This window comes from Acidovorax sp. AC410 (assembly GCF_979253235.1).
This window is the reverse complement of record NZ_CEEDCG010000001.1, coordinates 192,391-215,616: the sequence shown is the minus strand read 5'-3', so window position 1 is coordinate 215,616 and position 23,226 is coordinate 192,391. Positions and strand designations below refer to the sequence as shown.

Below are 23,226 nucleotides of genomic sequence, written 5' to 3'. Positions count from 1 at the left end.
GCATGCATCGTGCCTGTTACGCAAAAGGGAGGCCAAGCCTCCCTTTTGTTACCTATTTCCCGCTTTTGGCGGGATTTTGGACGCTGTTACGGCTTACACCACGCCCTGCGCCAGCATCGCATCGGCCACCTTCACAAAGCCCGCCACGTTGGCGCCGTCCACATAGCTCACGCTGCCATCGGCGCGCTTGCCGTAGCGCAGGCAGGCGGCATGGATGCCCTGCATGATCTGCAGCAGCCGTGCATCGACCTCTTCGCGCGGCCAGGACAGTCGGGCCGCGTTCTGGCTCATCTCCAGGCCCGAGGTGGCCACACCCCCCGCGTTGCTGGCCTTGCCAGGGGCGTACAGAACGCCAGCGGCCTCGAAGGCCTTGGCGGCCTCGATGGTCGAGGGCATGTTGGCGCCCTCGGCCACGCAGACCACGCCGTTACGGATCAGCACGGCCGCGTCGTCCGCGTCCAGCTCGTTCTGGGTGGCGCAGGGCAGGGCCACGTCCACCGGCACATGCCAGGGGCGCACGCCGGCCTCGAACTTCGCCCCCGTGCGGGCCGCATAGTCGCTCACGCGGCCGTAGTGGTGGTTCTTAACGTCCATCAGGATGGCGAGCTTCTCGGTGGTGAAGCCCTCCTCGTCGATGATGGTGCCGCTGGAGTCGGACACCGTGACCACCCTGGCACCGAGCTCCAGCGCCTTTTCCACTGCGTACTGGGCCACGTTGCCCGAACCGGAGACCGAGACGCGCAGGCCGTCGAAACTGCGGCCCCGCTGCTTGAGCATCTCGGCCGCGAAGTAGACCGTGCCGTAGCCCGTGGCCTCGGGGCGCACCAGCGAGCCGCCAAACGACAGGCCCTTGCCCGTGAACACGCAGTCGGCCCGGTTGCTGAGCTTCTTCATCATGCCGGCCATGAAGCCCACTTCGCGCCCACCCACGCCGATGTCACCGGCCGGCACATCGGTGTCCGCGCCCACATGGCGGAACAGTTCCGAAACGAAGGCCTGGCAAAAGCGCATCACCTCGCCGGGGCTCTTGCCTTTGGGGTCGAAGTCGGAGCCGCCCTTGCCGCCGCCCATGGGCAGGGTGGTCAGGGCGTTCTTGAAGGTCTGCTCGAACGCCAGGAACTTGAGCACCGACAGATTCACCGAGGGGTGGAAGCGCAGGCCGCCCTTGTAGGGGCCGATGGCCATGCTGTGCTGGATGCGGTAGCCGCGGTTGACCTGCACCGTGCCGTGGTCGTCCACCCAGGAGACGCGGAACATCACCACGCGCTCGGGCTCCACCAGGCGCTCCAGCAGGCCGTGTTCGGCGTAGCGCGGGTGCTGGGCGATGAAAGGCCAGAGACTTTCCGTGACTTCTGTAACGGCTTGCAAGAACTCGGGTTGGTGGGGGTTGCGCTGCGCCACCTGCGCCAGGAAACTGCCTGCGGACTCGTGCTTCATGTCAGAGAGATGTCTTTCTAGAAAGAGAGGGTTGGAGAAGCCCGGCAAAGGCCCGGACAGCTTGGTTATGTCATAAAAACATGACATCATGCATGCCAATGCATGGTTTTGGGGATTATGACGCTTTGATTGCACCAATTTGAGGCAATGGTGTTGTGTGTTGCAGATGCCACGTACCGTGCTGCAGCGCGTCATGCAGATGTCACACGCCGACCCCACAGTTCGGCGATTCCAATCCATGAATGAGGAGAAGACGATGCACAACAACGGTTTGAAGACCGCTCCCCTGGCGCTGATCGCAGCCCTGGCACTCACGGCCTGCGGTGGCGACAACGATTCCAAGTACCCCACGCTCAATGGCGCCACGCCCCTGGTCGTCGGTCACCGCGGTGCCAGCGGCTACCTGCCCGAGCACACGCTGGAGAGCTACCGCCGTGCCATCGAGCTGGGCGCCGACTTCATCGAGCCCGATCTCGTGGCCACCAAGGACGGTGTGCTGATCGCGCGCCACGAGCCCAACATCACGGCCACCACCGACGTCTCGCAGCGCCCCGAGTTCGCCAGCCGCAAGACCCAGAAGACCGTGGACGGCTTGAAGGAAGAAGGCTGGTTCGCCAGCGACTTCACCCTGGCCGAGATCAAGACCCTGCGCGCCATCCAGCCCATGGCCGACCGTGACCAGTCCAACAACGGCAAGTTCCAGATCCCCACCTACGAGGAGATCATCGAGCTGGCCAAGACCGAAGGCGCCAAGGCCAACCGCACTGTGGGCGTGTACACCGAGACCAAGCACCCCACCTACCATGTGGGCCTGAACCTGGCGCTCGAAGATCGCCTGCTGTCCATCCTGGCCAAGAACGGCTACACGGCCAAGAACTCGCCGGTGATCATCCAGTCGTTCGAGGTCGCGAACCTCAAGTACCTGCGCAGCAAGACCCAGGTGCGCCTGGTGCAGCTGGTGGACGCGGATGACGTGAAGGCCGACGGCAGCATGTCGCTGGTGGCCCCTTACGACAAGCCGTACGACTTCGCCGTGGCCGGCGATGCCCGCACCTTCGCCAGCCTGCTGACCCCCGCCGGCTTGAAGGAAGTGAAGACCTACGCCGACGGCATCGGCCCCTGGAAGCCCTACCTGATCCCTTCCAAGCAGGTGGATGCCAACAACGACGGCAAGCCCGACGACCTGAACGGCGACGGCCTCATCGACAACCGCGACCGCGTGATGATGCCCCCGACCGACGTGGTGAAGAGCGCCCACGCCGAGGGCCTGTTCGTGCACCCCTACACCTTCCGCAGCGAGCCCAAGCAGCTCGCATCGGACTTCAAGGGCGACCCCAAGGCCGAGTACAAGCTGTTCTTCAACCTGGGTGTGGACGGGCTGTTCAGCGACTTCCCCGACCAGGCCAAGGCGGCTCGCGACAATTGAGCTGTGTTGCGGTGGCTCTGAGCCAGGAAAGCCCGCCACGTGCGGGCTTTTTTCTTGGCGCGGGGGCGCCTCTGTCAGAAACCGCGCCGCAAACCCACGCTCAGCAGCGTGCGGCCCTGCTGTCGGCCTATGCTGCCGTCGATTTGCCACTGCGGCGTCCATTCCCAGCGGGCACCTGCCTGGAAGGTGGGGGCACTGCTGCGCTGGCCGAAGGCTTCGGCATGCACGGTGACGGGGCCGAGTGGGTGCTCCACGGCGAAGCCCCAGGCGGGAGTCCAGTGCCGCTGTGGCATGCGCAGTGCGCCCAGGTTGGCGTGCAGGGCACCCCAGGTGGTGGCGCAGGTTCCGATCAGGTTCAGTGCCAGGGTGCTGCCGGCGGCGTGGCGGGCGTGCAGTAGCCCGACACTGCTGGCGGCGTTGCAGCCCTGCTCCTGCGACGGGCTCCACAGCCATTTGGCCTGCAGGCCCTGCAGGGTGGTGTGGCCCACGTAGTCGCGTGCCAGCAGACCGCCCAGTTCCACCCCCTCCAGGGGCGAATAGGCCGGGGCGAGGTAGGCGCTGCCCCTGGTGCCACGCGGGCCTTCCCACCATGCTTCCAGCTGGCCTGCTCCCTGTTCAGCGACGCCCGCATCGTCCACGCTCAACGGTCGTCCGGCCTCTGCGGGCAGCACCATGGCCAGGGCGGCGGCAGTGCCCCACCAGCGGACTCGTCGGGGGAGTCGGGAAAAGCCCGTCGGTGGTGGGTGGCTGCGCATGGTGGTTGTAGGTTGGCTGCGGGGCGTGCCGGTGTGGCCCGCTCCGTTGGCTATGCAGGTGGCGGGCCTGCGGCTATCGTCCGCGCAGGAACAGCGCGTCCAGCTCGCGCATGGACAACTGGCGCCAGGTGGGGCGGCCATGGTTGCACTGGTCGGACCGGTCGGTGGTTTCCATCTGGCGCAGCAGGGCGTTCATTTCGTCGATGGTGAGCCGGCGGTTGGCGCGCACGGCGCCATGGCAGGCCATGGTGCCCAGGATCTCGTTGCGCGCGCGCTGCACCACGGTGGTGGCGTCGTGCGCGGCCAGTTCGGCCAGCACGCTGCGCGCCAGCTCCACCGCATCGCCCTGGGCCAGCGTGGTGGGCACGGCGCGCACGGCCAGGGTCTTGGGCGAGAAGGGCATGACCTCCAGGCCCAGCATGGCCAGCACGTCCACCGAGGCCTCGGCCGTGGCCACCTCTTCGGGCGTGGCCGCGAAGGTGGCCGGGATCAAGAGGGGCTGGCTGGCAATGCGTGCGCCGCTGTCCACCTGGGATTTCAGGCGCTCATAGACGATGCGCTCATGCGCGGCATGCATGTCCACGATGACCATGCCCTGCGCGTTTTCGGCCAGGATGTACACGCCGTGCAGCTGCGCCACGGCCCGGCCCAGGGGCCAGGCCGATTCCTGGCCATCGCGGCCCACGGGCAAGGGGGCGTCGCCCGAGGTGCGTTGTGGGTAGGTGGCAGGCGCCGCCGCAGCCATGCTGCCGACACCGGGCGCCGGGCGTTCTGCGAGCACCGTGTCGGCCTGTGCCGCTGGCACGGTGTTTGTGCTGTCGAACCCGGTGAACGGGGCCGGGGTGGCGGCAGGTGGTGTACCCCACAGGGCCTGCAGGTCCGTCACGCGGTGGCCCACGGGCTCCTCGAAGCGCATGGCAGACTGGGCGCGCCAGTCGGGCAGCGGCGTCCTGGCCAGGGTGAAGGGGGCTGGTTCGGTGGCCGCCGGTGCCGTTTCGGCGGCCAGGGCGGCCGCAGCCAATGCGGCAGCGCGCGGGGCGGCCAGGGCATTCTCCACGGCATGGCGCACGGCCTGGTGCACCTCGCGGCTGTCGCGAAAGCGCACCTCGATCTTGGTGGGGTGTACGTTCACGTCCACGCGGGCCGGGTCGATCTCCACGTACAGGGCATATACCGGCTGCTTGTGGCCGTGCAGCACGTCTTCATACGCGCTGCGCGCCGCGTGCGTGAGCACCTTGTCGCGCACGAAGCGGCCGTTCACGTAGCAGTATTGGTGGTCCGCGCGCGAGCGCGCCGCGTCGGGCAGGCCGGCGCGGCCGGTCACGGTGACGGGGCCCGAACGGTGGTGTACGGCGACCGATTCAGTGACGAAGTCTTCGCCCAGCACGTCGGACAGGCGCCGCGCCAGCGCGTCCTGCGCATCGCCCTGGCCGGGCACGAAAGTGGCGCGCCACTGCTCTACCAGCTTGCCCTCGTGCCAGATGGCAAAGCCCACGTCGGGCCGCGCCAGCGCATGGCGGCGCACGGATTCGATGCAGTGCGCGAGCTCGGTGGAGTCGGTCTTGAGGAACTTGCGCCGTGCCGGGGTGGAAAAGAACAGTTCCTTGACCTCCACCGTGGTGCCCGTGGCGCGGGCGGCCGGGCGCAGTTCGCCGCTGCGCGCATCGAGCAGAAAGGCCGTGGCCTGGCTGGCCGGGCGCGACAGCAGCGACATCTCGGACACCGAGGCCACGGCGGCCAGGGCCTCTCCGCGAAAGCCCATGGTGGCCACGGTCTCCAGGTCCGTGAGGTTGGTGATCTTGCTCGTGGCATGGCGGCGCAGGGCCACCGGCAGCTCGTCCTGCGGGATGCCACCGCCATCGTCTTCCACCGTGATCAGGCGCACGCCGCCGGCCGACAGCCGCACGGTGATCTGGGTGGCCCCCGCGTCCAGCGCGTTGTCCACCAGCTCGCGCACCACGGAGGCGGGGCGCTCGACCACCTCGCCGGCGGCGATCTGGCTGATCAGCTCGTCGGGCAGGTCGCGGATGGGGCGGCGGGCCGGGGTTTCGGCCGTGGGGGAGGGCAGGGTGGTGGAGGTCACCCGATGGATTTTAGGTCGGGTTGCCGTGGGGACTTGCCAGCAGGGGCTGGATGCCCATGGGGATAATGCGCGCTGCCTTCACCAGACCCGGACCCCATGGAACTCATCACCTTCCTGATCGACTTCATACTGCACGTGGACAAGTACCTCGAAATGTTCGTGCAGAACTACGGGCCCTGGGTCTATGCGCTGCTGTTCATCATCGTTTTCGTCGAGACGGGCGTGGTGGTCATGCCCTTTTTGCCCGGCGACTCGCTGCTGTTCATCGTGGGCGCGCTGTGCGGTGCGGGGCTCATGAACTTTCCGCTGGCCTGTGCGGTGCTCATCGTGGCGGCCATCCTCGGGGACCAGTGCAACTACTCCATCGGGCGCTATTTCGGGCCCAAGGTGTTCCAGTGGGAGGACTCGCGCTGGTTCAACCGCCGAGCCTTCAACCAGGCGCATGAGTTCTATGAGCGCTACGGCGGCGTCACCATCGTGATCGCACGCTTCATGCCCTTCATCCGCACCTTTGCGCCCTTCGTGGCCGGCGTGGCCGAAATGTCGCGCGGCAAGTTCACGGCGTTCAATGTGGGCGGTGCGCTGCTGTGGGTGCTGGGCATCGCCACGGCGGGCTACTTCTTCGGCAACTTCGCCTGGGTCAAGGAGAACCTGGACAAGATCATCTGGGCCATGATCTTCATCCCCGGGCTGATCGCGATCTTCGGCGCCTGGCGGGCTGGGCGCAAGGCCAAGGCCATGGCCTGACCCATTGCCCCCTGCGCAAAGCGCCGCCCATCGCGAGATGGCGGCGCTTTTTGCATGGTCGGGGGGCTGTGGAGCAGCCCTCCAAATCAACGGCGATAGTAGTGGCGTTGGTCGCGGTCTTCGCCGATTTCGTGGCCCACCAGGGCCCCGGCAGCGGCACCGCCGATGGTGCCCACAGGGCCGCCAAAGATGGCGTTGCCGGCAACACCGCCGACCACGGCACCGACACCGGTACCGACCTGTGCGTTGGTGGGGTTGGAGGCACAACCGCCCATGGCCAGGGCGGCGGTGGCGGAAGCGGCGACGAGAAGGGTTCGAAGGGTGGTGGTCATGGCAGGATTCCTTTGCGGTGGGTGGAGTCAGGCCGTGAATTTCAAGAGCCCTGGGGCTTTCGGTGTTCGACCTGTGCCTCTACTGTCACGCGCCAGGCATTTTTGCGGTGTAGGTACCCGGGGGCAGGGGCTGTAGGACCCTGTCCGGGCGCCGTGTCCCCAAAAAATGTGAACGCGAGGCACTTTTCGATGGCGAGGTGGTGCCGGGGGAGGGTTATGCTGCGTTCATTCGAGCACAAGCTGCTGCCGCGATGCGGCCATAACAAGCAAGGAGACAGACGCCATGGACAAGCCCGCACTTCCATCACCGCACAGCCACAGTACCGGGGGAGGCCGGCTCACCGTGGCCCAGCAGATCAGCCTGGTCGTGGCCCTGGCGGCGGCCGTGCTGGTCGTCGTGCTGGCGCTCAGCCTGGTGCGCGTGCAGCACCTGGGCGCCACGGTGGAGCAGCTGTCCGGCGAACAGGTCGAGCGCCTGCAATTGGCCCTGCGCTGGCGCAGCAACATCGCGGTCAATTCCACGCGCGTGTTCTCGGTCGTGCAGTCCGATGGCGACGACCTGCAGAATTTCTTCAAAGACCTGATCGCAGCGACCACAGCCGACACCTCGCAGGTGCAAAAGCGCTACACCGAACTGGAGACCAGTCCCGAGGGGCTGCGCATCCAGGAAGAACTGGCCACGGTGCGCAAGCCCTACCTGGAAACGCGCGACAAGGCCCTGGCGATCAAGAAAGGCGGGGATATGGCGGCGGCCAAGGCGTTTGCCCTGTCCACTTTCGTCCCCGTGGTCAACCAGTACAACGCGGTGGCCGACAAGATGGTGGCCTACCAGGTCCAGCGCTCGGCCGACCAGGCGGCCGAGGCGGCGGGGCTGATCCGCTCCTACCGCACCATGGTGCTGGTGGCCGGCGTGGTGGGCCTGGCGCTGCTGGTACTGCTGTCCTGGGTGGTGGTGCGGCGCATCCGCGCTTCGTTGCATGGGGTGGCTGTGGTGGCGCGCAACATCGGCGAGGGCGACCTGTCGCAGCACATCGCCGTGCAGGGGCGTGGCGAGGTGGCCGAAATGATGCAGGCCATGCAGCACATGCAGACCTCGCTGGTGCGCATCGTGGGCGCCGTGCGCCAGAGCAGCGACTCCATCGCCACGGGCTCCAGCGAGATCGCCATGGGCAACGCCGATCTGAGCCAGCGCACCGAGGAACAGGCCAGCAACCTCGAAGAGACTGCGGCCTCGATGGAAGAGATCACCAGCACCGTGAAGAACAACGCCGATACCGCACGCAAGGCGGCCACGCTGGCCGGCACCGCATCGCAGGCGGCGGTCAAGGGCGGCGAGGTGGTGGGCCAGGTGGTGGCCACCATGCAGGACATTTCGGTGGCATCGAAGAAGATCACCGACATCATCAGCGTCATCGATGGCATCGCCTTCCAGACCAACATCCTGGCGCTCAATGCCGCCGTGGAGGCCGCACGCGCGGGCGAGCAGGGGCGTGGGTTCGCGGTGGTCGCCAGCGAGGTGCGCAGCCTGGCGGGCCGCAGTGCGGAAGCCGCCAAGGAGATCAAGTCCCTGATCGGCGCCAGCGCCGAGCGTGTGGACAACGGCACCCGCCTTGTGGCCGATGCCGGCAGCAGCATGGAAGACATCGTGGCCCAGGTGCAGCGCGTGAGCGATCTGATCGCCGAGATCTCCAGCGCCACGGGCGAGCAAACCATCGGCATCGGCCAGGTGGGCGAGGCCGTGACCCAGCTCGACCAGGTGACCCAGCAGAACGCAGCGCTGGTCGAGCAGAGCGCTGCCGCGGCCGACAGCCTCAAGCACCAGGCGGCGCGCCTGGCCGAGATCGTGAGTGTCTTCCGGCTTTCCTGAACTCAGCCTGGCAGCAGGCAGATCGTCAGCAGCACCGACGAGTCCTTGACCGCCTTGAGCGCGTGCGGCGAGCGCGGTGCCAGGTGCACGAAGTCGCCGGGCTGCATGAGCTGCACCGAATCGCCGGCGTGGAACTCCACCGCGCCCTCCAGGCACTGTACGGTGGCCTCGCCCTGGGTCTGGTGCTCGCGCATGGCCTTGCCCGCGGGCAGCACCACGCGCATCACCTCCAGCTGGCCGGCCTTGAGGATGGCCGAGGTGGTGGCGCCGGCCAGTTGGTCGCCCAGGGGGCGCACGCTGGCCACTTCTCCGGATTGTGCGTGGGGCAGTGCCATGGTTCTTCTCCTTCACCGGGGTCGTGGATCGTTGGGTCCCACTGTGCCCGTGAAGGCCGAATGAAGCAAGCCACACCCCTGTGAAGGGCGTGCCGGCCTACACCGCTACACCGAGCGGCTGCGCGCCAGCGGCGGGTTCTTGGCGAAGTAGCGCGTGATGCCGCGCATCAGCGCGTCGGCCAGCTGTACCTGGTAGGCGCTGCTGCGCAGCTTGGCCTCTTCCTCGGGGTTGCTGATGAAGGCGGTCTCCACCAGCACGCTGGGAATGTCCGGTGCCTTGAGCACGGCGAAGCCGGCCTGCTCCACGCGCGGCTTGTGCAGCTTGGCCATGCTGCCGATCTCGCCCAGCAGCACGCTGCCGAGCTTGAGGCTGTCGTTGATCTGCGCCGTGGTGCTCATGTCCAGCAGCATGCGCTGCACATGGCGGTCCTGGCTCTGCACGTTCAGGCCCCCCACCAGGTCGGCCTGGTTCTCCTTGTTGGCCAGCCAGCGCGCGGCCGTGCTCGATGCGCCGCTCTGGCTCAGCGCGAACACGCTGGCGCCGCGCGCCGCGGGCGTGGTGAAGGCATCGGCGTGGATGCTCACGAACAGGTCGGCCTGCACGCGGCGGGCCTTTTCCACGCGCGTGCCCAGGGGCACGAAGAAGTCGCCATCGCGCGTGAGAAAAGCGCGCATGGGATTGCCGCCCACCGTGGTGGCGTTGATGCGGTCGCGCAGCAGGTGCGCCACGCGCAGCACCACGTCCTTTTCGCGCGTGCCGCCGGGCCCGATGGCGCCGGGGTCCTCGCCACCGTGGCCGGGGTCCAGTGCGACGATGATGATGCGGTCGGTCTGCGTGGACGTGGCGCGGTTGCCGCCTTTCGCGGGCGGGGCCACGGCCACGGCAGGCGGTGGGGCCGGGTCTGCGGGGGCGGCCGGCGCCGGGCCGGGGCGGTTGGCGCGCTGGGCGATCAGCTCGCCCAGGGGGTCGCTCTCGGCCGATGGCGGGGCTGGCGCCGCTCCGGGCGGGCGGGTGGCGGGAGCAGGCGCTGCGGCCACCGGCGCAGTGGCACGGGCCCCCGTGGTATCGCGCAGGCGCTCGGCGATCAGGGCCTCCAGTGGATCCACAGGCTCGGCAGGGTACAGGTCGAACACCAGGCGGTGCTGGTAGGCCGCCACCGGGGGAAGGGTGAACACCTGGGGCATGGCAGGCTGTTTCAGGTCCACCACCAGGCGCACGACGTTGGGTGCGTTCTGACCCACACGGATGCCGGCGATGTTCGGGTCGTCGGGCTTGACCTTGGCCACCAGCTCGCGCAGTTCGGGGCTCAGGTCGATCCCCTCGATGTCCACTGCCAGGCGCGGCGGCGTGGTCACGAAGAACTGCTTGGCCACCAGCTTGCCGTCGGACTCGATGGTCACGCGTGTGTACTCGGGGGCGGGCCAGACGCGCACTGCCAGGATGGTGGCGCCGCGCGCGATCTGCTGTGTGCCCAGCAAAAGCACCAGGCTGCCCGTCTGCAGCAGGGTGCGGCGAGACGGTTGGCGGGGTGCCGGGCGGGCGGGCAGCTTCATTCGTTCAGAGTCCTTGCAGCAGCCGTTGGCCGGCGGCGGTGTGTGCATGCACGGTGACTTGCCTTTCGGTGTCGTCAATTGCTTCAATGTGTATAGCAAGGTCGGCAGGCGGGGTCAGCGCTGCAGCCTTTTCCGGCCATTCTGCCACCTTGAGGCCCGGGTTGGCAAAAATGTCCCTGAATCCGGCATCCTCCCACTCGCGCGGGTCGTCGAAGCGGTAGAAGTCGAAGTGCCAGACGGTAGTGGCGTGCGGGGCCAGGCCCGGGGCCTCGTGCGGTTCCACCACGGCATAGGTGGGGCTCTTGATGCGACCCTGCACCCCCAAAGCACGCAGCAGGTGGCGCACCAGCGTCGTCTTGCCCGCGCCCAGGTCGCCGTGCAGGGTGAGGAAGGCGTTGGCCAGCAAGGGCTGCTGGGCGGCCAGCGCCTGCGCGAAGGCGGCGGTGTCGGCCTCGCCGTGCCAGTGCCAGATGCGAGGGCTTTGCGTGCGAGGGCTTTCCTGCGCGGCCGGGAGCGCGGGGCTTTCTACAATCGGGCCGGTATGTGGTGCAACAGTCAACTCGTTCCTCAAATGCAGGAGTGGGCCCGCGAGCTGGGATTTTCCCAAATCGGCGTGGCGGGGGTGGATTTGTCTGCCGCCGAAGCAGGGTTGGTGCAGTGGCTGGCCCAAGGGTTCCATGGCGAGATGCATTACATGGCCTCCCACGGCACCCGCCGCGCCCGCCCGGCGGAGCTGGTACCCGGCACCGTGAGCGTGATCACGGCACGCATGGATTATCTGCCGCGCGACAAGGCCATGGAAGGCTGGCAGGCGATGGAGCTGTCGCGCCTGGCGCGTCCGGGCGAGGGCATCGTCTCGGTCTATGCCCGGGGCCGCGACTACCACAAGGTGCTGCGCGCGCGGCTGCAAAAGCTCAGCGACCGTATTGCCGAGGCCGTGGGTCCGTTCGGCCACCGCGTGTTTACCGACTCGGCCCCGGTGCTCGAGGCCGAGCTCGCTGCGCGCAGCGGCCAGGGCTGGCGCGGCAAGCACACGCTGGTGCTCAACCGCGAGGCGGGCTCGATGTTCTTCCTGGGTGAGATCTACGTGGACATGCACCTGCCCGAGAGCGCGCCCGTCACCGCGCACTGCGGCAGCTGCAGCGCCTGCATCGACATCTGCCCCACGCAGGCCATCATCGCGCCGCACCGGATCGACGCGCGCCGCTGCATCTCCTACCTGAGCATCGAGCACAGCGGCCCCATCCCCGTGGAGTTCCGCGCGGCCATGGGCAACCGCATCTACGGCTGCGACGACTGCCAGCTGGCCTGCCCCTGGAACAAGTTTGCGCAGGTGAGCCGCCTGCCCGATTTCGACGAGCGCAGCGGCCTGTCGGGCCAGCAACTGGTGCATCTGTTCGGCTGGGACGAGGCCACCTTCCTGCGCATGACCGAGGGCGGGCCCATCCGCCGCATCGGCCACGAGCGCTGGCTGCGCAACGTGGCCGTGTCGCTGGGCAACGCGCTGCGCGCCGATCCCGGCGACGAAGGCCTGCGCAGCGCGCTGCAGTCGCGCGCCGGGCATGAGAGCGCGCTGGTGCGTGAGCATGTGGCGTGGGCGCTGGCGCAGTGATCGGCGCGATTGCGACAGTGCGCGGCCCGTTCTGAACAACGCGCCCGCTGGCCCGGTGAAAGAATGGTTTCCATGCAAGAAACCACCACCACCCCTGAATTCGTGGCGAGCGAAACCGCCATCGTTGCCGCCGCCCACGCGCTGCGCGGCGAAGCCGTCGCCATGCTCAGCGAACTGGTCACCCACCCCTCGCTGCTGGGCCAGGAGCAGAGTGCCCAGAGCTTCATGGCCAGGGCCTTCGCCGGCCTGGGCCTGCAGGTGGACGAGTTCCAGATCGACGAGGAAAAGCTCAAGGCCCACCCCGGCTACTCGCCCTCCCTGGTCTCGTACGAGGGGCGCACCAACGTGGTGGGCATCCACCGCCCCAGTGGCCCATTCAAGGGCAACTCGCTGATCTTCAATGGCCACATCGACGTGGTGCCCACGGGCGCCGAAGTGCTGTGGACCGGCTCGCCGTTCTCCGGCCGGGTCGAGGGGGACCGCCTCTACGGGCGCGGCGCGTCGGACATGAAGGCCGGCATCGTGGCCTACACCATGGCCTACAAGGCGCTCAGGTCCATGGGCCTGGAGCCCGCCTCTCCGGTTTACTTCCAGTCGGTGATCGAGGAGGAATGCACCGGCAACGGTGCGCTGGCCTGCCTGGTGGAGGGCTACCGAGCGGACGCTGCGGTGATCACCGAGCCGGTGGCGGACAACGGCGTCATGACCTGCCAGATGGGCGTGCTGTGGCTGGCCATCGAGGTGCTGGGCAAGCCCGTGCACGCCTCTGTTGCACAGACCGGCGTGGGCGCCATCGACTTCACCATGTACCTGTTCGGCGAACTCAAGAAGCTCGAAGCGCGCTGGAACGCGCCCAGCGCGCGCTACCGCAACTATGGGCACCACCAGCACCCGGTGAACTTCAACCTGGGCAAGATCAGCGGCGGCGAGTGGGCCTCCTCCGTGCCCTCGGCCTGCCGGGCCGACGTGCGCATCGGCTTCTATCCCGACATGAAGGTCGGCAAGGCCAAGGCCGAGATCGAAGCCGTGCTGGCAGCTGCCTATGCGGCCCATCCCGCGCACGATGCGCTGAGCTACCAGGTGGTCTATGGCGGCTTTCAGGCCGACGGCTGCGACGTGCCGCCCGATGCGCCCATCGTCGTGGCCATCTCGCAATGCCACAAGGACATCGTGGGCACGGAGCTGGTGCCCACGGCTTTCACCGGCACCACCGACGCCAAGTTCTTCAACCTCTACGGCGACACCCCGGCCATCTGCTACGGCCCCTCGGGCGGTGCCAACATCCACGGCATCGACGAGTGGGTCTCCATCGACAGCATGGTGCAGACGGTGGCGGTGCTCGCCGTCTTCATGGCGCGCTGGTGCGGGGTCAACCGGCTCGGTTGAACACGGCCAGAAGAAAAGCCCCGCCTGGTCCATGCCAGTCGGGGCTTTTTGCGCTCATGGTGCAGGCATGCACCAGTTCAGTCCAGATCCATGTCACCACGGCCCAGGTAGTGGCGCGGCGTCTTTCCCATCACGCGGCGGAACATGGCCGAGAAGGCGCTGGGGCTCTCGTAGCCCAGGTCGAAGGCCACCGTGGTGACGGGCGTGCCCGATGACAGGCGGCGCAGCGCCTCCATCAGGCGCACCTGCTGGCGCCACAGCGTGAAGGTGATGCCGGTCTGGTCGCGGAACAGCCGCGTGAGCGTGCGCCGGCCCAGGGCGCCATGGTGCGCCCAGTACTCGATGTCGCCGTCGTGGCTGGGGTCGGCCAGCAACGCCCGGCAGATGCGCAGCAGGCGCGCATCGCGCGGCATGGGCACGTGCAGCGGGATCTTGGGGGCGCCGCAGATCTCGTCGAGGATCAGGCGCATCACGCGGCCGTCGCGGCCCGCCTCGTCGTAGAGCAGGGGGATGTCGATGGCCTCGATGATCAGGTGGCGCATCAGCGGCGACACCTCGATCACGCAGCATTCGGTAGGCAGGTCGGGCGAGGCGTCGGGCTGGATGTAGAGCGAGCGGTTGGATACCGCCTGGCCGCGCGCATGCATCTCGTGCTCCACGCCGCCGGGCACCCACACGGCGCGGTTGGGCGGCACGAGCCAGGCACCTTCTTCGGTGTGCAGGGTGAACGTGCCCTTGACCGAATAGGCCAGCTGCGCGCGCGGGTGCGAATGCCGCGGAACGATCATCGACGGCTCGGGGTCGTGCTCCACGATGATCATGGAGACCGGCCTCGGGATGTCCTGGTAGTCCTGGAAAACGACGCTGCGGGCGGTGGTCAAGCTGTTGTTCATCACTCCCTCCCGGCACGCAAGAAGCGCGCCAAAGCAATGCAGCGGACTGTGACGCGCGCAAGTCCCGCCGTCAAGCCATCGCAAGGATGGCCCAAGCGAAACAGAACTCGGCTCGAAACGCGCCGCCTTGGCGGGGCCTGCTGCCTACACTGAATTCGCGATCAACACACCGCGCACCCCGTGCGGCAGTCCACGTCCAACCCCCTGAGGATCAGCATGAACAAACGTGAGTTCCACAAGTACCTGCTTGCGACCGGCGCCCTGGGCCTGGCCGAGTTTCCGCTGGGTATCACCGCAGCGCACGGCCAGACGCGCGGCGGTACGCTCAACTCCATCGTGCAGCCCGAGCCGCCGATCCTGAACCTCGCGGTGAGCCAGCTCACGCCCACGCAGATGGTCTCGGGCAAGATCTTCCTGAGCCTTTTGACCTACGACGTCAACCTCAAGCCCATGCCCAGTCTGGCCAAGAGCTGGACCATCTCTCCCGACGGCAAGACCTACACCTTCAAGCTCGAACCCAATGCCAAGTGGCATGACGGCAAGCCCCTCACGTCCGAGGACGTGCTCTACACCGTCAAGGAGTTCCTGCCCATCACGCACCCGCGCGCCAAGGCCATCTTCGGCCGCTGCGAGTCGATCACCGCGCCCGACGCGCAGACCGTGGTGTTCAAGCTGGCGGAGCCCTTCGGCCCCTTCATCGGCGCCTTCGACATCTCCAACCTGCCGGTGATGCCCAAGCACATCTATGCGGGCACCGACGTCGTCAAGAACCCGGCCAACCTCAACCCCATCGGCTCGGGCCCCTTCAAGCTCAAGGAATGGGTGCGCGGCTCGCACATCCACCTGGTGCGCAACGAGAACTACTTCAAGCCCGGCCTGCCCTACCTGGACGCCATCATCTACCGCGTGGTGCCCGATGGTGCATCGCGCGCCCTGGCGCTCGAAAACGGCACCGTGCAGCTCACGCAGTGGACCGACCTGGAATTGTTCGATGCGAACCGCCTGGCCAAGAAGGACAACCTGGCCGTCACCACCAAGGGCTACGAGTACTTCGCGCCCATCATGTGGCTGGAGATCAACAACCGCACGGCACCGCTGAACGACAAGCGCTTTCGCCAGGCGGTGATGCACGCCATCGACCGCAACTTCATCAAGGACAAGATCCTCTACGGCTTCGGCAAGGTCGCGACCGGCCCGGTGAACTCCAAGACCAAGTACTACGAACCCAACGTCAAGAAGTACGATTTCTCCATCGACAAGGCCAAGGCCCTGCTCGACGAGATGGGCCTCAAGCCCGACGCCAAGGGCGTGCGCACCACCGTGCGCCTGCCGGTCTCGCCCTACGGCGAGATGGTGCAGCGCACCTGCGAGTACATCCGCCAGTCGCTGGCCAAGGTGGGCATTGCCGTCACGCTGGAATCCACTGATCCCGGCAGCTACACGCAGCGCATCAGCAACTGGGACTACGAGCTCAACCTCTCGTGGCTGTACCAGTTCGGGGACCCAGCCCTGGGCGTCACGCGCAACTACGTGACCTCCAACATCCGCAAGATCCTGTTCACCAACACCGTGGGCTACTCCAACGCCCAGGTCGACAAGCTGGCCGACCAGGCCGCGGTGGAGGTGGACGAGGCCAAGCGCGGCGCACTGTACAGCGAGATGCAGAAGATCATCGTCGACGAGGTGCCTATCGCCTGGCTGGTGGAGATGGACTTCCCCACCATCCACGACAAGCGCCTGCAGAACCTGGTGACGAGTGCCATCGGCATCCACGAGAGCTTCGACACGGTCTACTTCAAGGGCTGATGGGACACGGGCGTGGCAGTGTGCCGCGCCCGGCGCCCGGGCATGACTTATGAATCTTCAATGGCTCAAGGGCCTCGGCGCGCTCGGCGTGCGGCTCGCAAAGATGGTGGCGGTGATCCTGCTGATCGCCATCTTCAATTTCATGCTGGTGCGCGCCGCGCCCGGTGACCCGGCCCTGGTGATGGCCGGGCAGTCCGGCGCCACCGACGCGGCCTTCCTCGAACGCGTGCGCGCCGACTACGGCCTGGACAAACCCATGGCGACGCAGCTGGTCACCTACCTGGGCAAGATCGTCACCCTGGACCTGGGTTACTCGCACCGCCAGCAGCGCACCGTGGCCAGCGCCATCGCCGAGCGCCTGCCGGCCACGCTGCTGCTCACGCTCTCGGCCTTTGCCATCTCGCTGGTGGGCGGGGTGGTGCTCGGTGCGCTGGCCGGCGTGCGCGCCGGCAAGCTGTCGGACACGCTGATCAGCCTGCTCGCTCTGGTGATCTACGCCACGCCCGTGTTCTGGCTGGGCCTGATGCTGGTGCTGCTGTTTTCCGTGCAACTGGGCTGGCTGCCGGCTTTCGGCTACCAGACCATCGGCACCAGCATCAGCGGCTGGGCCGCCGTGGTGGACAAGCTCAGGCACCTGGCGCTGCCGGCCTTCACCCTGGGCATGCTCTACCTGGCGATCTATGCGCGGCTCATGCGCTCGTCGATCATCGAGGTGAGCCACCAGGACTACGTGAAGACAGCGCGCGCCAAGGGCGCCTCCGAAGGCCGCATCCTGTGGCGCCACATGCTGCGCAACGCGCTGCTGCCGGTGGTGACCATGGCCGGCGTGCAGGCAGGCACCCTGATCGGCGGCTCGGTGGTGATCGAGACCGTGTTCGCCTGGCCGGGCCTGGGGCGGCTGACCTACGACGCCGTGCTGCAGCGCGACTACCAGGTGATGCTGGGCGTGTTCCTGGTGCTGTCGGTGCTGGTGATCTTCTTCAACTGGGTGACCGACCTGCTGTACCGCGTGATCGACCCCCGCATCCAGGCTGCCTGAGCGGCGCGGAGAACCCCGATGAAACACACCCTCAAATCCTTCCTGCGCCACCCGAGCGGCATGCTCGGCCTGGTGATCCTGCTGGCGGTGGTCGTGCTCGCGGCCAGCGCCCCCTTCTTCTTTCCGGGCGACCCCTGGGACACGGTGGCCGCGCCCTTCACGCCACCGCAGACCGAGGGCATGCTGCTGGGCAGCGACAGCCTGGGCCGCGACATCGCTGCCGGCATCGCGCACGGCACGCGCGTGTCGCTGATGATCGGCGTCACTTCCACCTTGGTCGCGCTCATCATCGGCGTGGTGGTGGGCTCGCTCTCGGGCTATGTGGGCGGGCGCGTGGGCGAGTGGCTGATGCGCTTCACCGAGCTGTTCCAGACCATTCCGGCATTCATGCTGTGCATCTTGCTGGTGGCCATCCTGGAGCCCTCGATCCGCACCGTGGTGGTGGCCATCGCGCTGGTCAGCTGGCCGCAGGTGGCGCGCCTCACACGCGGCGAGTTCCTGGCGCTCAAGGAGCGCGAGTTCGTGCTGGCCGCGCGCTGCCAGGGCGAGTCGCCGCTGTCGCTCATCGTGCGCTACATCCTGCCCAATGCGCTGTCGCCCATCATCGTGGCGGGCTCGCTGAGCATCGCCAGCGCCATCCTGATCGAGAGCGCGCTGAGCTTCATGGGCCTGGGCGATCCCAACCTCATGAGCTGGGGTTTCATGATCGGCGCGGCGCGCACCATGCTGCGCCAGGCGTGGTGGATGAGCTTCTTCCCCGGCATCGCCATCCTGCTCACCGTGCTGGCCATCAACCTCGTGGGCGAAGGCCTGAACGACGTGCTGAACCCGAGGATCTCTCGCCAATGACGACCGCCACCAACCCCGCCGCGCCCCTGCTGTCGATCCAGGGCCTGTCCATCGTGCTGCCCAGTTCGGGCGACCGCAACTACGCGGTGGACCGCCTGTCGCTGGACATCGCCGAGAACGAGATCGTCTGCCTGGTGGGTGAATCGGGCTCGGGCAAGTCCATGACGGCGCACGCCATACTGGGCCTCTTGCCGCCGCGCGTGGGCATCGACAAGAACAGCCGCATCCTGCTCGACGGCGCCGACCTCACCGGGCTCACCCCGCCGCAGATGCGCAAGCTGCGCGGTGAGCGCATCTCCATGGTCTTCCAGGAGCCCATGAGCGCCCTGAACCCGCTGCAGCGCATCGGCGCGCAGGTGGCCGAGGCGCTGCAACTGCACAACGCCGAGCACCTCGGCGCCGCCGCCATCGAGGAGCGCTGCATCGCCATCATCGACGCAGTGGGCCTGCCATCGCCCCGGCAGATCGTGCGCAGCTACCCCTTTCAGCTTTCGGGCGGGCAGCGCCAGCGCGTGATGATCGCCATGGCACTGCTCAACAACCCACGTCTGCTGCTGGCCGACGAGCCGACCACGGCGCTGGACGTGACCACGCAGCGCCAGATCCTGGACCTGATCCAGAAGGTGCAGGCCGAGCGCAAGATGGGTGTGCTGTTCATCACCCACGACTTCGGCGTGGTGGCCGACATTGCCGACCGCGTGGTGGTGATGCGCCACGGCCGCGTGGTGGAGGAGGGCACGCGCGACGCCATCCTGCGCAACCCGCAGCACGAATACACCCGCGCGCTGATCGACGCCGTGCCAGGCCGCCAGGCGCGCAGCACGGCCAGGCCTGCAGCGCAGGCCGAACCGCTGCTCAAGATCGAGCAGCTGAAGAAGACCTTCGTTTCCAAGGCGGGCCTGTTCGCGCCACCGCGCACCGTGGTGGCGGCCGACGGCATCGACCTGGCCATCGAGGAGGGCGAGACGGTGTCGGTGGTGGGCGAGTCCGGTTCGGGCAAGTCCACGCTGGGCCGCATGGTGATGCGCCTGATCGAGCCCGACAGCGGCCGCATCACCTTCGCCGGCAAGCCCATCCTGGGGCAGGACGCAGCGGCGCTGCGCGCGTACCGGCGCCAGGTGCAGATCATCTTCCAGGACCCGTTCGCCTCGCTCAACCCGCGCCAGAAGGTGGGCGATGCGATTGCGCGCGGCCCCATGATCTACGGCACACCGCGCGCCGAAGCGCTCAAGGCCGCTGCCGCGCTGCTCGACCGGGTGGGCCTGGGAGCCTCGGCCATCGACCGCTTTCCGCACGAGTTCTCGGGCGGGCAGCGCCAGCGCATCTCGATTGCCCGGGCGCTGGCGCTCAAGCCACGCCTGTTGATCGCGGACGAGGCGGTGTCGGCACTCGACGTGTCCATCCAGGCGCAGGTGCTGGCCCTGCTGGCCGAGCTCAAGGCCGAGCTCAACCTGACCATGATGTTCATCACCCACGACCTGCGCGTGGCGGCCGAGATATCGAACTCGGTGGTGGTCATGCAGCGCGGCCAGATCGTCGAGCGCGGCGCGCCGGGCCAGCTCTTCAGCAACCCGCAGCACGCCTATACGCGCACGCTGCTGGCGGCCATGCCGGGGCTGGATTTCTTCGAGCACAGGCTGGCGGCTTGACTACCATGCAAGTCCCTTCCACCCCGATGTCGGCCCACCCCGCGCTGGCACAGCACCTCATCGCATCCTCGCCATGACCACCGTTGCCCTTCTGAGCCGTACCGCCAACCTCGACTTCCTTCGCCCCCTGCTGCAGGCGGCCGACCCCACCCTGGACGTGTGTACCTGGCCCGATCCGCGTGCCCTGCAGGCCGAGGTGGCTGTCTGCTGGCAGACGCCGCCCGACCTGTATGCGCAGATGCCCCACCTCAAGCTCGTGCACAGCATCGCCGCTGGTGTGGACAACGTCGTGGCCGGGCAGGACCTGCGCGGCCTGCCGGTGTGCCGCGTGGTCGATCCCATGCTGGCCGAGGGCATGCTGCAGTTCGTGCTGTGGGGCGTGCTGTACTTTCACCGCAAGCTCGATGCCGCGCTGGCCAGCCAGCGTGTGCGCGAATGGAAGCGCCCGCTGCAGACGCCAGCCGCCACCTGCCGCATCGGCCTCATGGGCCTGGGCGAGCTGGGCGGCCTGATTGCCGCGCGCCTGCCCGTGCTGGGCTACACCGTGAGCGGCTGGGCACGTACGGCGCGCGAGGTACCCGGCATCCAGGTCTTTGCCGGGGAAGAGCAGTACGACGCCTTCCTGGCGCAGACCGATGTGCTGGTATGCCTGCTGCCGCTGACCGAGCAGACGCGCGGCATCCTGGGCCGCCGCACCTTCGATGCACTGCCCAAGGGCGCGGCGCTGATCCATTGCGGCCGGGGCGAGCACCTGATCGAAGGCGACCTGATCGCCGCGCTGGGCAGCGGCCAGTTGCGCGGCGCCGTGGTCGACGTCTTCGAGCAGGAGCCCCTGCCGCAGGACCACCCGCTGTGGACCACGCCGGGCGTGGTCGTCACGCCCCACATGGCCACCATGGCCACCTACGACGTGGTCGCAGGCCAGGTGGCTCGCAACATCGCCCAGATGCGCAGCGGGGCTGCGCTCTTCAACCAGGTAGACACCACGCGCGGCTACTGACGCCGCCCGCGCCGGCCTTTCGATCCATCCACTGCTACGACACTCCCCATGAACCAGCCCGACCCCGCCTTCGCTGCATCCACCCAGGGTGCCAAGCCTGCACCCCTCGATCCGCAAGTCCAGCTGTTCGTGCAGCGCATGGCGGCGGACGCATCGAAGTTTCCGCGCCGCGATACGGTGTCGATTGCCGAGGGCCGTGACATCGCCGAGAAGGTGCGCGCCCCCTGGACCGCGGGCGGCCCGTTGATGGCGCGCACCACCGAGCGCCAGGTACCCACGCGCCATGGCGAGGTGCTGATTCGCATCCATGAGCCCCAGGAGCGGCGCATGCCCGGCGCCTTTTTCTACATCCACGGTGGTGGCTTCGTGCTGTTCAGCGTGGACACGCATGACCGCCTGATGCGCGAGTACGCCGAGCGAGCCGGCATCATGGTGATCGGTATCAACTACACGCGTGCGCCGGACGCCAGGTTTCCCCAGCCCATCGAGGAATGCATCGACACGGTGGACTGGCTCATCGCCCACGCGGGCGAAATCGGCTTCGACACGGCGCAGTTCTTCGTCGGCGGCGACTCGGCGGGCGGCAACCTCTCGCTGTGCACGGCGCTGCATTTTCGCGACCAGGGCCCAAGCCCCATCCGCGGCCTGGTGCTCAACTACACCGGCTTCAGCACCGACCTGTACCAGGACTCGGTGGTGCGCTACGGCGCAGGCGACTACGGCCTGTCGCTGCACATGATGGTCTGGTTCTACCGCAACTACCTGGGCCGCAAGGAGGACTACACTGACCCGCGCATGAACCTGCTGGACGCGGACCTGCGCGGCATCCCACCCGCCTTCCTGGTCATCACCGAGTGCGATCCGCTGTACGACGGCAACATCGACATGGTGGCGAAGATGCAGGCCGAGGGCGTGGATGTGCAGTCCAAGGTCTACAAGGGCACGGTGCACAGCTTCCTCGAAGCCGTCTCGGTGGCCGACATCGCGGGCGTGGCCTTCGACGACACGGTGCGCTGGTTCCACCAGCACGCCTGAGCGGGAGCGAGCGCCATGTACACGCCGCCCGCCTACGCGGAAAAAGACGAGCCGCTGCTGCGCGAGCGCATGCGCGCGTGGAGTTTCGCCACCCTGGTGACCCAAGGCGCGCAGGGGCTCAACGCCACGCACCTGCCGTTCCTGGTGGACGAGGAGGGCGGGCCGCACGGCCTGCTGACCACGCACCTGGCGCGTGGCAATGCGCAATACCATGACCTCAAGGCCGGTGCTCCGGCACTGGTCATTTTCCAGGGTCCTCACGCCTTCATCTCGCCGAGCTGGTATGCCAATCGGCTGACCTTCCCGACCTGGAACTACACCGCCATCCACGTGCGGGGCACGCCCGAAGTGGTGGAAGACGTGGCAGCGATCCACGCGGTGCTCACGCGCACCGTGGCCACCTACGACACGCCGCTGGGCGGCGAATGGACCTTTGAAGGCGTGCCCACTGACCATACCGCATCGCGCCTGCGCGCCATTGCAGCCGTGCGCATTCCCATCGCCCGCATCGAAGGCAAGATGAAGCTCAACCAGGACAAGTCCGTGGCCGACCGCCTGGGCGTGATCGCCGCGCTGGAGGCCCAGGGCGATGCGCAGAGCCTGGCCGTGGCGGCCATGATCCGCCAGCAGCCGGACCTGGCGCTGGCCTGACGACCACTGCAAACCAGCACACCACCATGACCACCCACCAAACTGCGGCATCCGTGGATGCCGAAACCCAGACCCGGCGCGACCTTGCGGCCCTGTACCGGCTCATTGCGCACTTTCGCATGACCGACCTGATCGACACGCACATCAGCGCGCGCATTCCCGGCACGCCGGACCACTTCCTCATCAACCGCTACGGCGTGCTGTTCCACGAGATGCGGCCCGAGGACCTGGTGAAGATCGACCCCAGCGGCGCGGCGGTGGAGGCCAGCGATGCGGCCGAGCGCGTGAACGCGGCGGGCTTCACCATCCACTCTGCCGTGCACATGGCACGCCATGACCTGGCCTGTGTGATCCACACGCACACGGCCGACGGCATTGCCGTGTCGTGCCAGGAGGAGGGGCTCTTGCCCATCACCCAGCATGCGCTCAAGTTCTATGGCCATATCGGCTACCACGCCTACGAGGGCATCGCCCTGGACCTGGAGGAGCGCGAGCGCCTGGTGGCCAGCCTGGGCGCGCACCGCGTGATGATCCTGCGCAACCACGGCCTGCTGGCCGCGGGGCGCACCATCGCCGAAGCCTTCCTGAACATCTACTTCCTGGAGCGGGCCTGCCAGGCGCAGACCAAGGCCCTCTCGGGCGGCCGCACCATCACCTACCCGCCGGTGGCGGTGTGCGAGCGCACGGCGGCGCAGTTCAACCGGGAAGAGGGGCTTTCCCACGCGCAGATGGCCTGGGAGTCGGCGCTGCGCCTGATCGCCTGATCCCGC

The 23,226-nt window shown here is 67.6% G+C and carries 21 protein-coding genes; 13 read left to right on the top strand and 8 right to left on the bottom strand.

Annotated features, from left to right (window positions below; genetic code table 11):
• Positions 1–93: 93 nt before the first annotated feature.
• Positions 94–1,437: an NADP-specific glutamate dehydrogenase gene (gdhA, locus tag AC0IZS_RS00940; protein ID WP_471633930.1), complete on the bottom strand. Its 1,344-nt coding sequence runs from the start codon at positions 1,435–1,437 to the stop codon at positions 94–96.
• 256 nt (positions 1,438–1,693) lie between these two features.
• On the opposite strand from gdhA, the gene AC0IZS_RS00935 reads away from it, so the two are divergent.
• The gene (locus AC0IZS_RS00935) at positions 1,694–2,863 is read left to right on the top strand and encodes a glycerophosphodiester phosphodiesterase (protein ID WP_471633929.1); all 1,170 of its coding nucleotides are present in this window, start codon (positions 1,694–1,696) and stop codon (positions 2,861–2,863) included.
• A gap of 74 nt (positions 2,864–2,937) precedes the next feature.
• Here AC0IZS_RS00935 and AC0IZS_RS00930 read toward each other — a convergent pair whose 3' ends face one another.
• Both AC0IZS_RS00930 and mutL read right to left on the bottom strand, forming a co-directional pair.
• Positions 2,938–3,618: a hypothetical protein gene (locus tag AC0IZS_RS00930; protein WP_471633928.1), complete on the bottom strand. Its 681-nt coding sequence runs from the start codon at positions 3,616–3,618 to the stop codon at positions 2,938–2,940.
• Between the two features lie 73 nt (positions 3,619–3,691).
• Entirely contained in the window at positions 3,692–5,701 is a 2,010-nt protein-coding gene (mutL, locus tag AC0IZS_RS00925; RefSeq protein ID WP_471633927.1) for a DNA mismatch repair endonuclease MutL, read from the bottom strand.
• 96 nt (positions 5,702–5,797) lie between these two features.
• On the opposite strand from mutL, the gene AC0IZS_RS00920 reads away from it, so the two are divergent.
• On the top strand, positions 5,798–6,448 hold the full coding sequence (locus tag AC0IZS_RS00920; protein ID WP_471633926.1) for a DedA family protein: 651 nt from the start codon (positions 5,798–5,800) through the stop codon (positions 6,446–6,448).
• A gap of 86 nt (positions 6,449–6,534) precedes the next feature.
• Here the strand turns inward: AC0IZS_RS00920 and AC0IZS_RS00915 are convergent, their stop codons facing one another.
• The gene (locus tag AC0IZS_RS00915) at positions 6,535–6,780 is read right to left on the bottom strand and encodes a glycine zipper 2TM domain-containing protein (protein WP_471633925.1); all 246 of its coding nucleotides are present in this window, start codon (positions 6,778–6,780) and stop codon (positions 6,535–6,537) included.
• Positions 6,781–7,063: 283 nt separating this feature from the next.
• On the opposite strand from AC0IZS_RS00915, the gene AC0IZS_RS00910 reads away from it, so the two are divergent.
• Entirely contained in the window at positions 7,064–8,647 is a 1,584-nt protein-coding gene (locus tag AC0IZS_RS00910; protein WP_471633924.1) for a methyl-accepting chemotaxis protein, read from the top strand.
• A 2-nt stretch (positions 8,648–8,649) separates the two neighbouring features.
• Here the strand turns inward: AC0IZS_RS00910 and AC0IZS_RS00905 are convergent, their stop codons facing one another.
• The 3 genes from AC0IZS_RS00905 to tsaE all read right to left on the bottom strand — a co-directional run bounded on the left by AC0IZS_RS00905 (position 8,650) and on the right by tsaE (position 11,095).
• On the bottom strand, positions 8,650–8,982 hold the full coding sequence (locus AC0IZS_RS00905) for a cupin domain-containing protein (protein ID WP_471633923.1): 333 nt from the start codon (positions 8,980–8,982) through the stop codon (positions 8,650–8,652).
• 105 nt (positions 8,983–9,087) lie between these two features.
• A complete protein-coding gene (locus tag AC0IZS_RS00900; RefSeq protein ID WP_471633922.1) occupies positions 9,088–10,536 on the bottom strand; it encodes an N-acetylmuramoyl-L-alanine amidase in 1,449 nt (482 codons plus the stop codon).
• A gap of 4 nt (positions 10,537–10,540) precedes the next feature.
• Complete coding sequence (gene tsaE / locus AC0IZS_RS00895; RefSeq protein ID WP_471633921.1) at positions 10,541–11,095, bottom strand: tRNA (adenosine(37)-N6)-threonylcarbamoyltransferase complex ATPase subunit type 1 TsaE; 555 nt, start codon at positions 11,093–11,095, stop codon at positions 10,541–10,543.
• A gap of 12 nt (positions 11,096–11,107) precedes the next feature.
• Between tsaE and queG the strand changes: the two genes are divergently transcribed.
• Both queG and AC0IZS_RS00885 read left to right on the top strand, forming a co-directional pair.
• Positions 11,108–12,148 carry a tRNA epoxyqueuosine(34) reductase QueG gene (gene queG, locus AC0IZS_RS00890; RefSeq protein ID WP_471633920.1) on the top strand — a complete coding sequence of 347 codons (1,041 nt, stop codon included), beginning with the start codon at positions 11,108–11,110 and terminating at the stop codon, positions 12,146–12,148.
• Between the two features lie 72 nt (positions 12,149–12,220).
• Positions 12,221–13,534: an ArgE/DapE family deacylase gene (locus AC0IZS_RS00885; RefSeq protein ID WP_471633919.1), complete on the top strand. Its 1,314-nt coding sequence runs from the start codon at positions 12,221–12,223 to the stop codon at positions 13,532–13,534.
• A gap of 77 nt (positions 13,535–13,611) precedes the next feature.
• Here the strand turns inward: AC0IZS_RS00885 and AC0IZS_RS00880 are convergent, their stop codons facing one another.
• Positions 13,612–14,427, bottom strand: a complete 816-nt coding sequence (locus AC0IZS_RS00880; protein ID WP_471633918.1) for an AraC family transcriptional regulator — start codon at positions 14,425–14,427, stop codon at positions 13,612–13,614.
• A 216-nt stretch (positions 14,428–14,643) separates the two neighbouring features.
• On the opposite strand from AC0IZS_RS00880, the gene AC0IZS_RS00875 reads away from it, so the two are divergent.
• The 8 genes from AC0IZS_RS00875 to AC0IZS_RS00840 all read left to right on the top strand — a co-directional run bounded on the left by AC0IZS_RS00875 (position 14,644) and on the right by AC0IZS_RS00840 (position 23,220).
• Positions 14,644–16,233 carry an ABC transporter substrate-binding protein gene (locus AC0IZS_RS00875; RefSeq protein ID WP_471633917.1) on the top strand — a complete coding sequence of 530 codons (1,590 nt, stop codon included), beginning with the start codon at positions 14,644–14,646 and terminating at the stop codon, positions 16,231–16,233.
• A gap of 49 nt (positions 16,234–16,282) precedes the next feature.
• The gene (locus AC0IZS_RS00870) at positions 16,283–17,272 is read left to right on the top strand and encodes an ABC transporter permease (RefSeq protein ID WP_057202216.1); all 990 of its coding nucleotides are present in this window, start codon (positions 16,283–16,285) and stop codon (positions 17,270–17,272) included.
• 18 nt (positions 17,273–17,290) lie between these two features.
• Complete coding sequence (locus tag AC0IZS_RS00865; protein WP_471633916.1) at positions 17,291–18,121, top strand: ABC transporter permease; 831 nt, start codon at positions 17,291–17,293, stop codon at positions 18,119–18,121.
• Positions 18,118–19,770 (top strand): ABC transporter ATP-binding protein, encoded by a 1,653-nt coding sequence (locus AC0IZS_RS00860; protein ID WP_471633915.1) that lies wholly within the window; start codon positions 18,118–18,120, stop codon positions 19,768–19,770. Before AC0IZS_RS00865 ends, AC0IZS_RS00860 begins: the two co-directional genes overlap by 4 nt.
• 73 nt (positions 19,771–19,843) lie before the next feature.
• On the top strand, positions 19,844–20,770 hold the full coding sequence (locus tag AC0IZS_RS00855; protein WP_471633914.1) for a 2-hydroxyacid dehydrogenase: 927 nt from the start codon (positions 19,844–19,846) through the stop codon (positions 20,768–20,770).
• Positions 20,771–20,818: 48 nt separating this feature from the next.
• Complete coding sequence (locus tag AC0IZS_RS00850) at positions 20,819–21,805, top strand: alpha/beta hydrolase (protein WP_471633913.1); 987 nt, start codon at positions 20,819–20,821, stop codon at positions 21,803–21,805.
• 15 nt (positions 21,806–21,820) lie between these two features.
• Complete coding sequence (locus AC0IZS_RS00845) at positions 21,821–22,456, top strand: FMN-binding negative transcriptional regulator (RefSeq protein ID WP_057202221.1); 636 nt, start codon at positions 21,821–21,823, stop codon at positions 22,454–22,456.
• Positions 22,457–22,482: 26 nt separating this feature from the next.
• On the top strand, positions 22,483–23,220 hold the full coding sequence (locus AC0IZS_RS00840; RefSeq protein WP_471633912.1) for a class II aldolase/adducin family protein: 738 nt from the start codon (positions 22,483–22,485) through the stop codon (positions 23,218–23,220).
• Positions 23,221–23,226 lie beyond the last annotated feature (6 nt).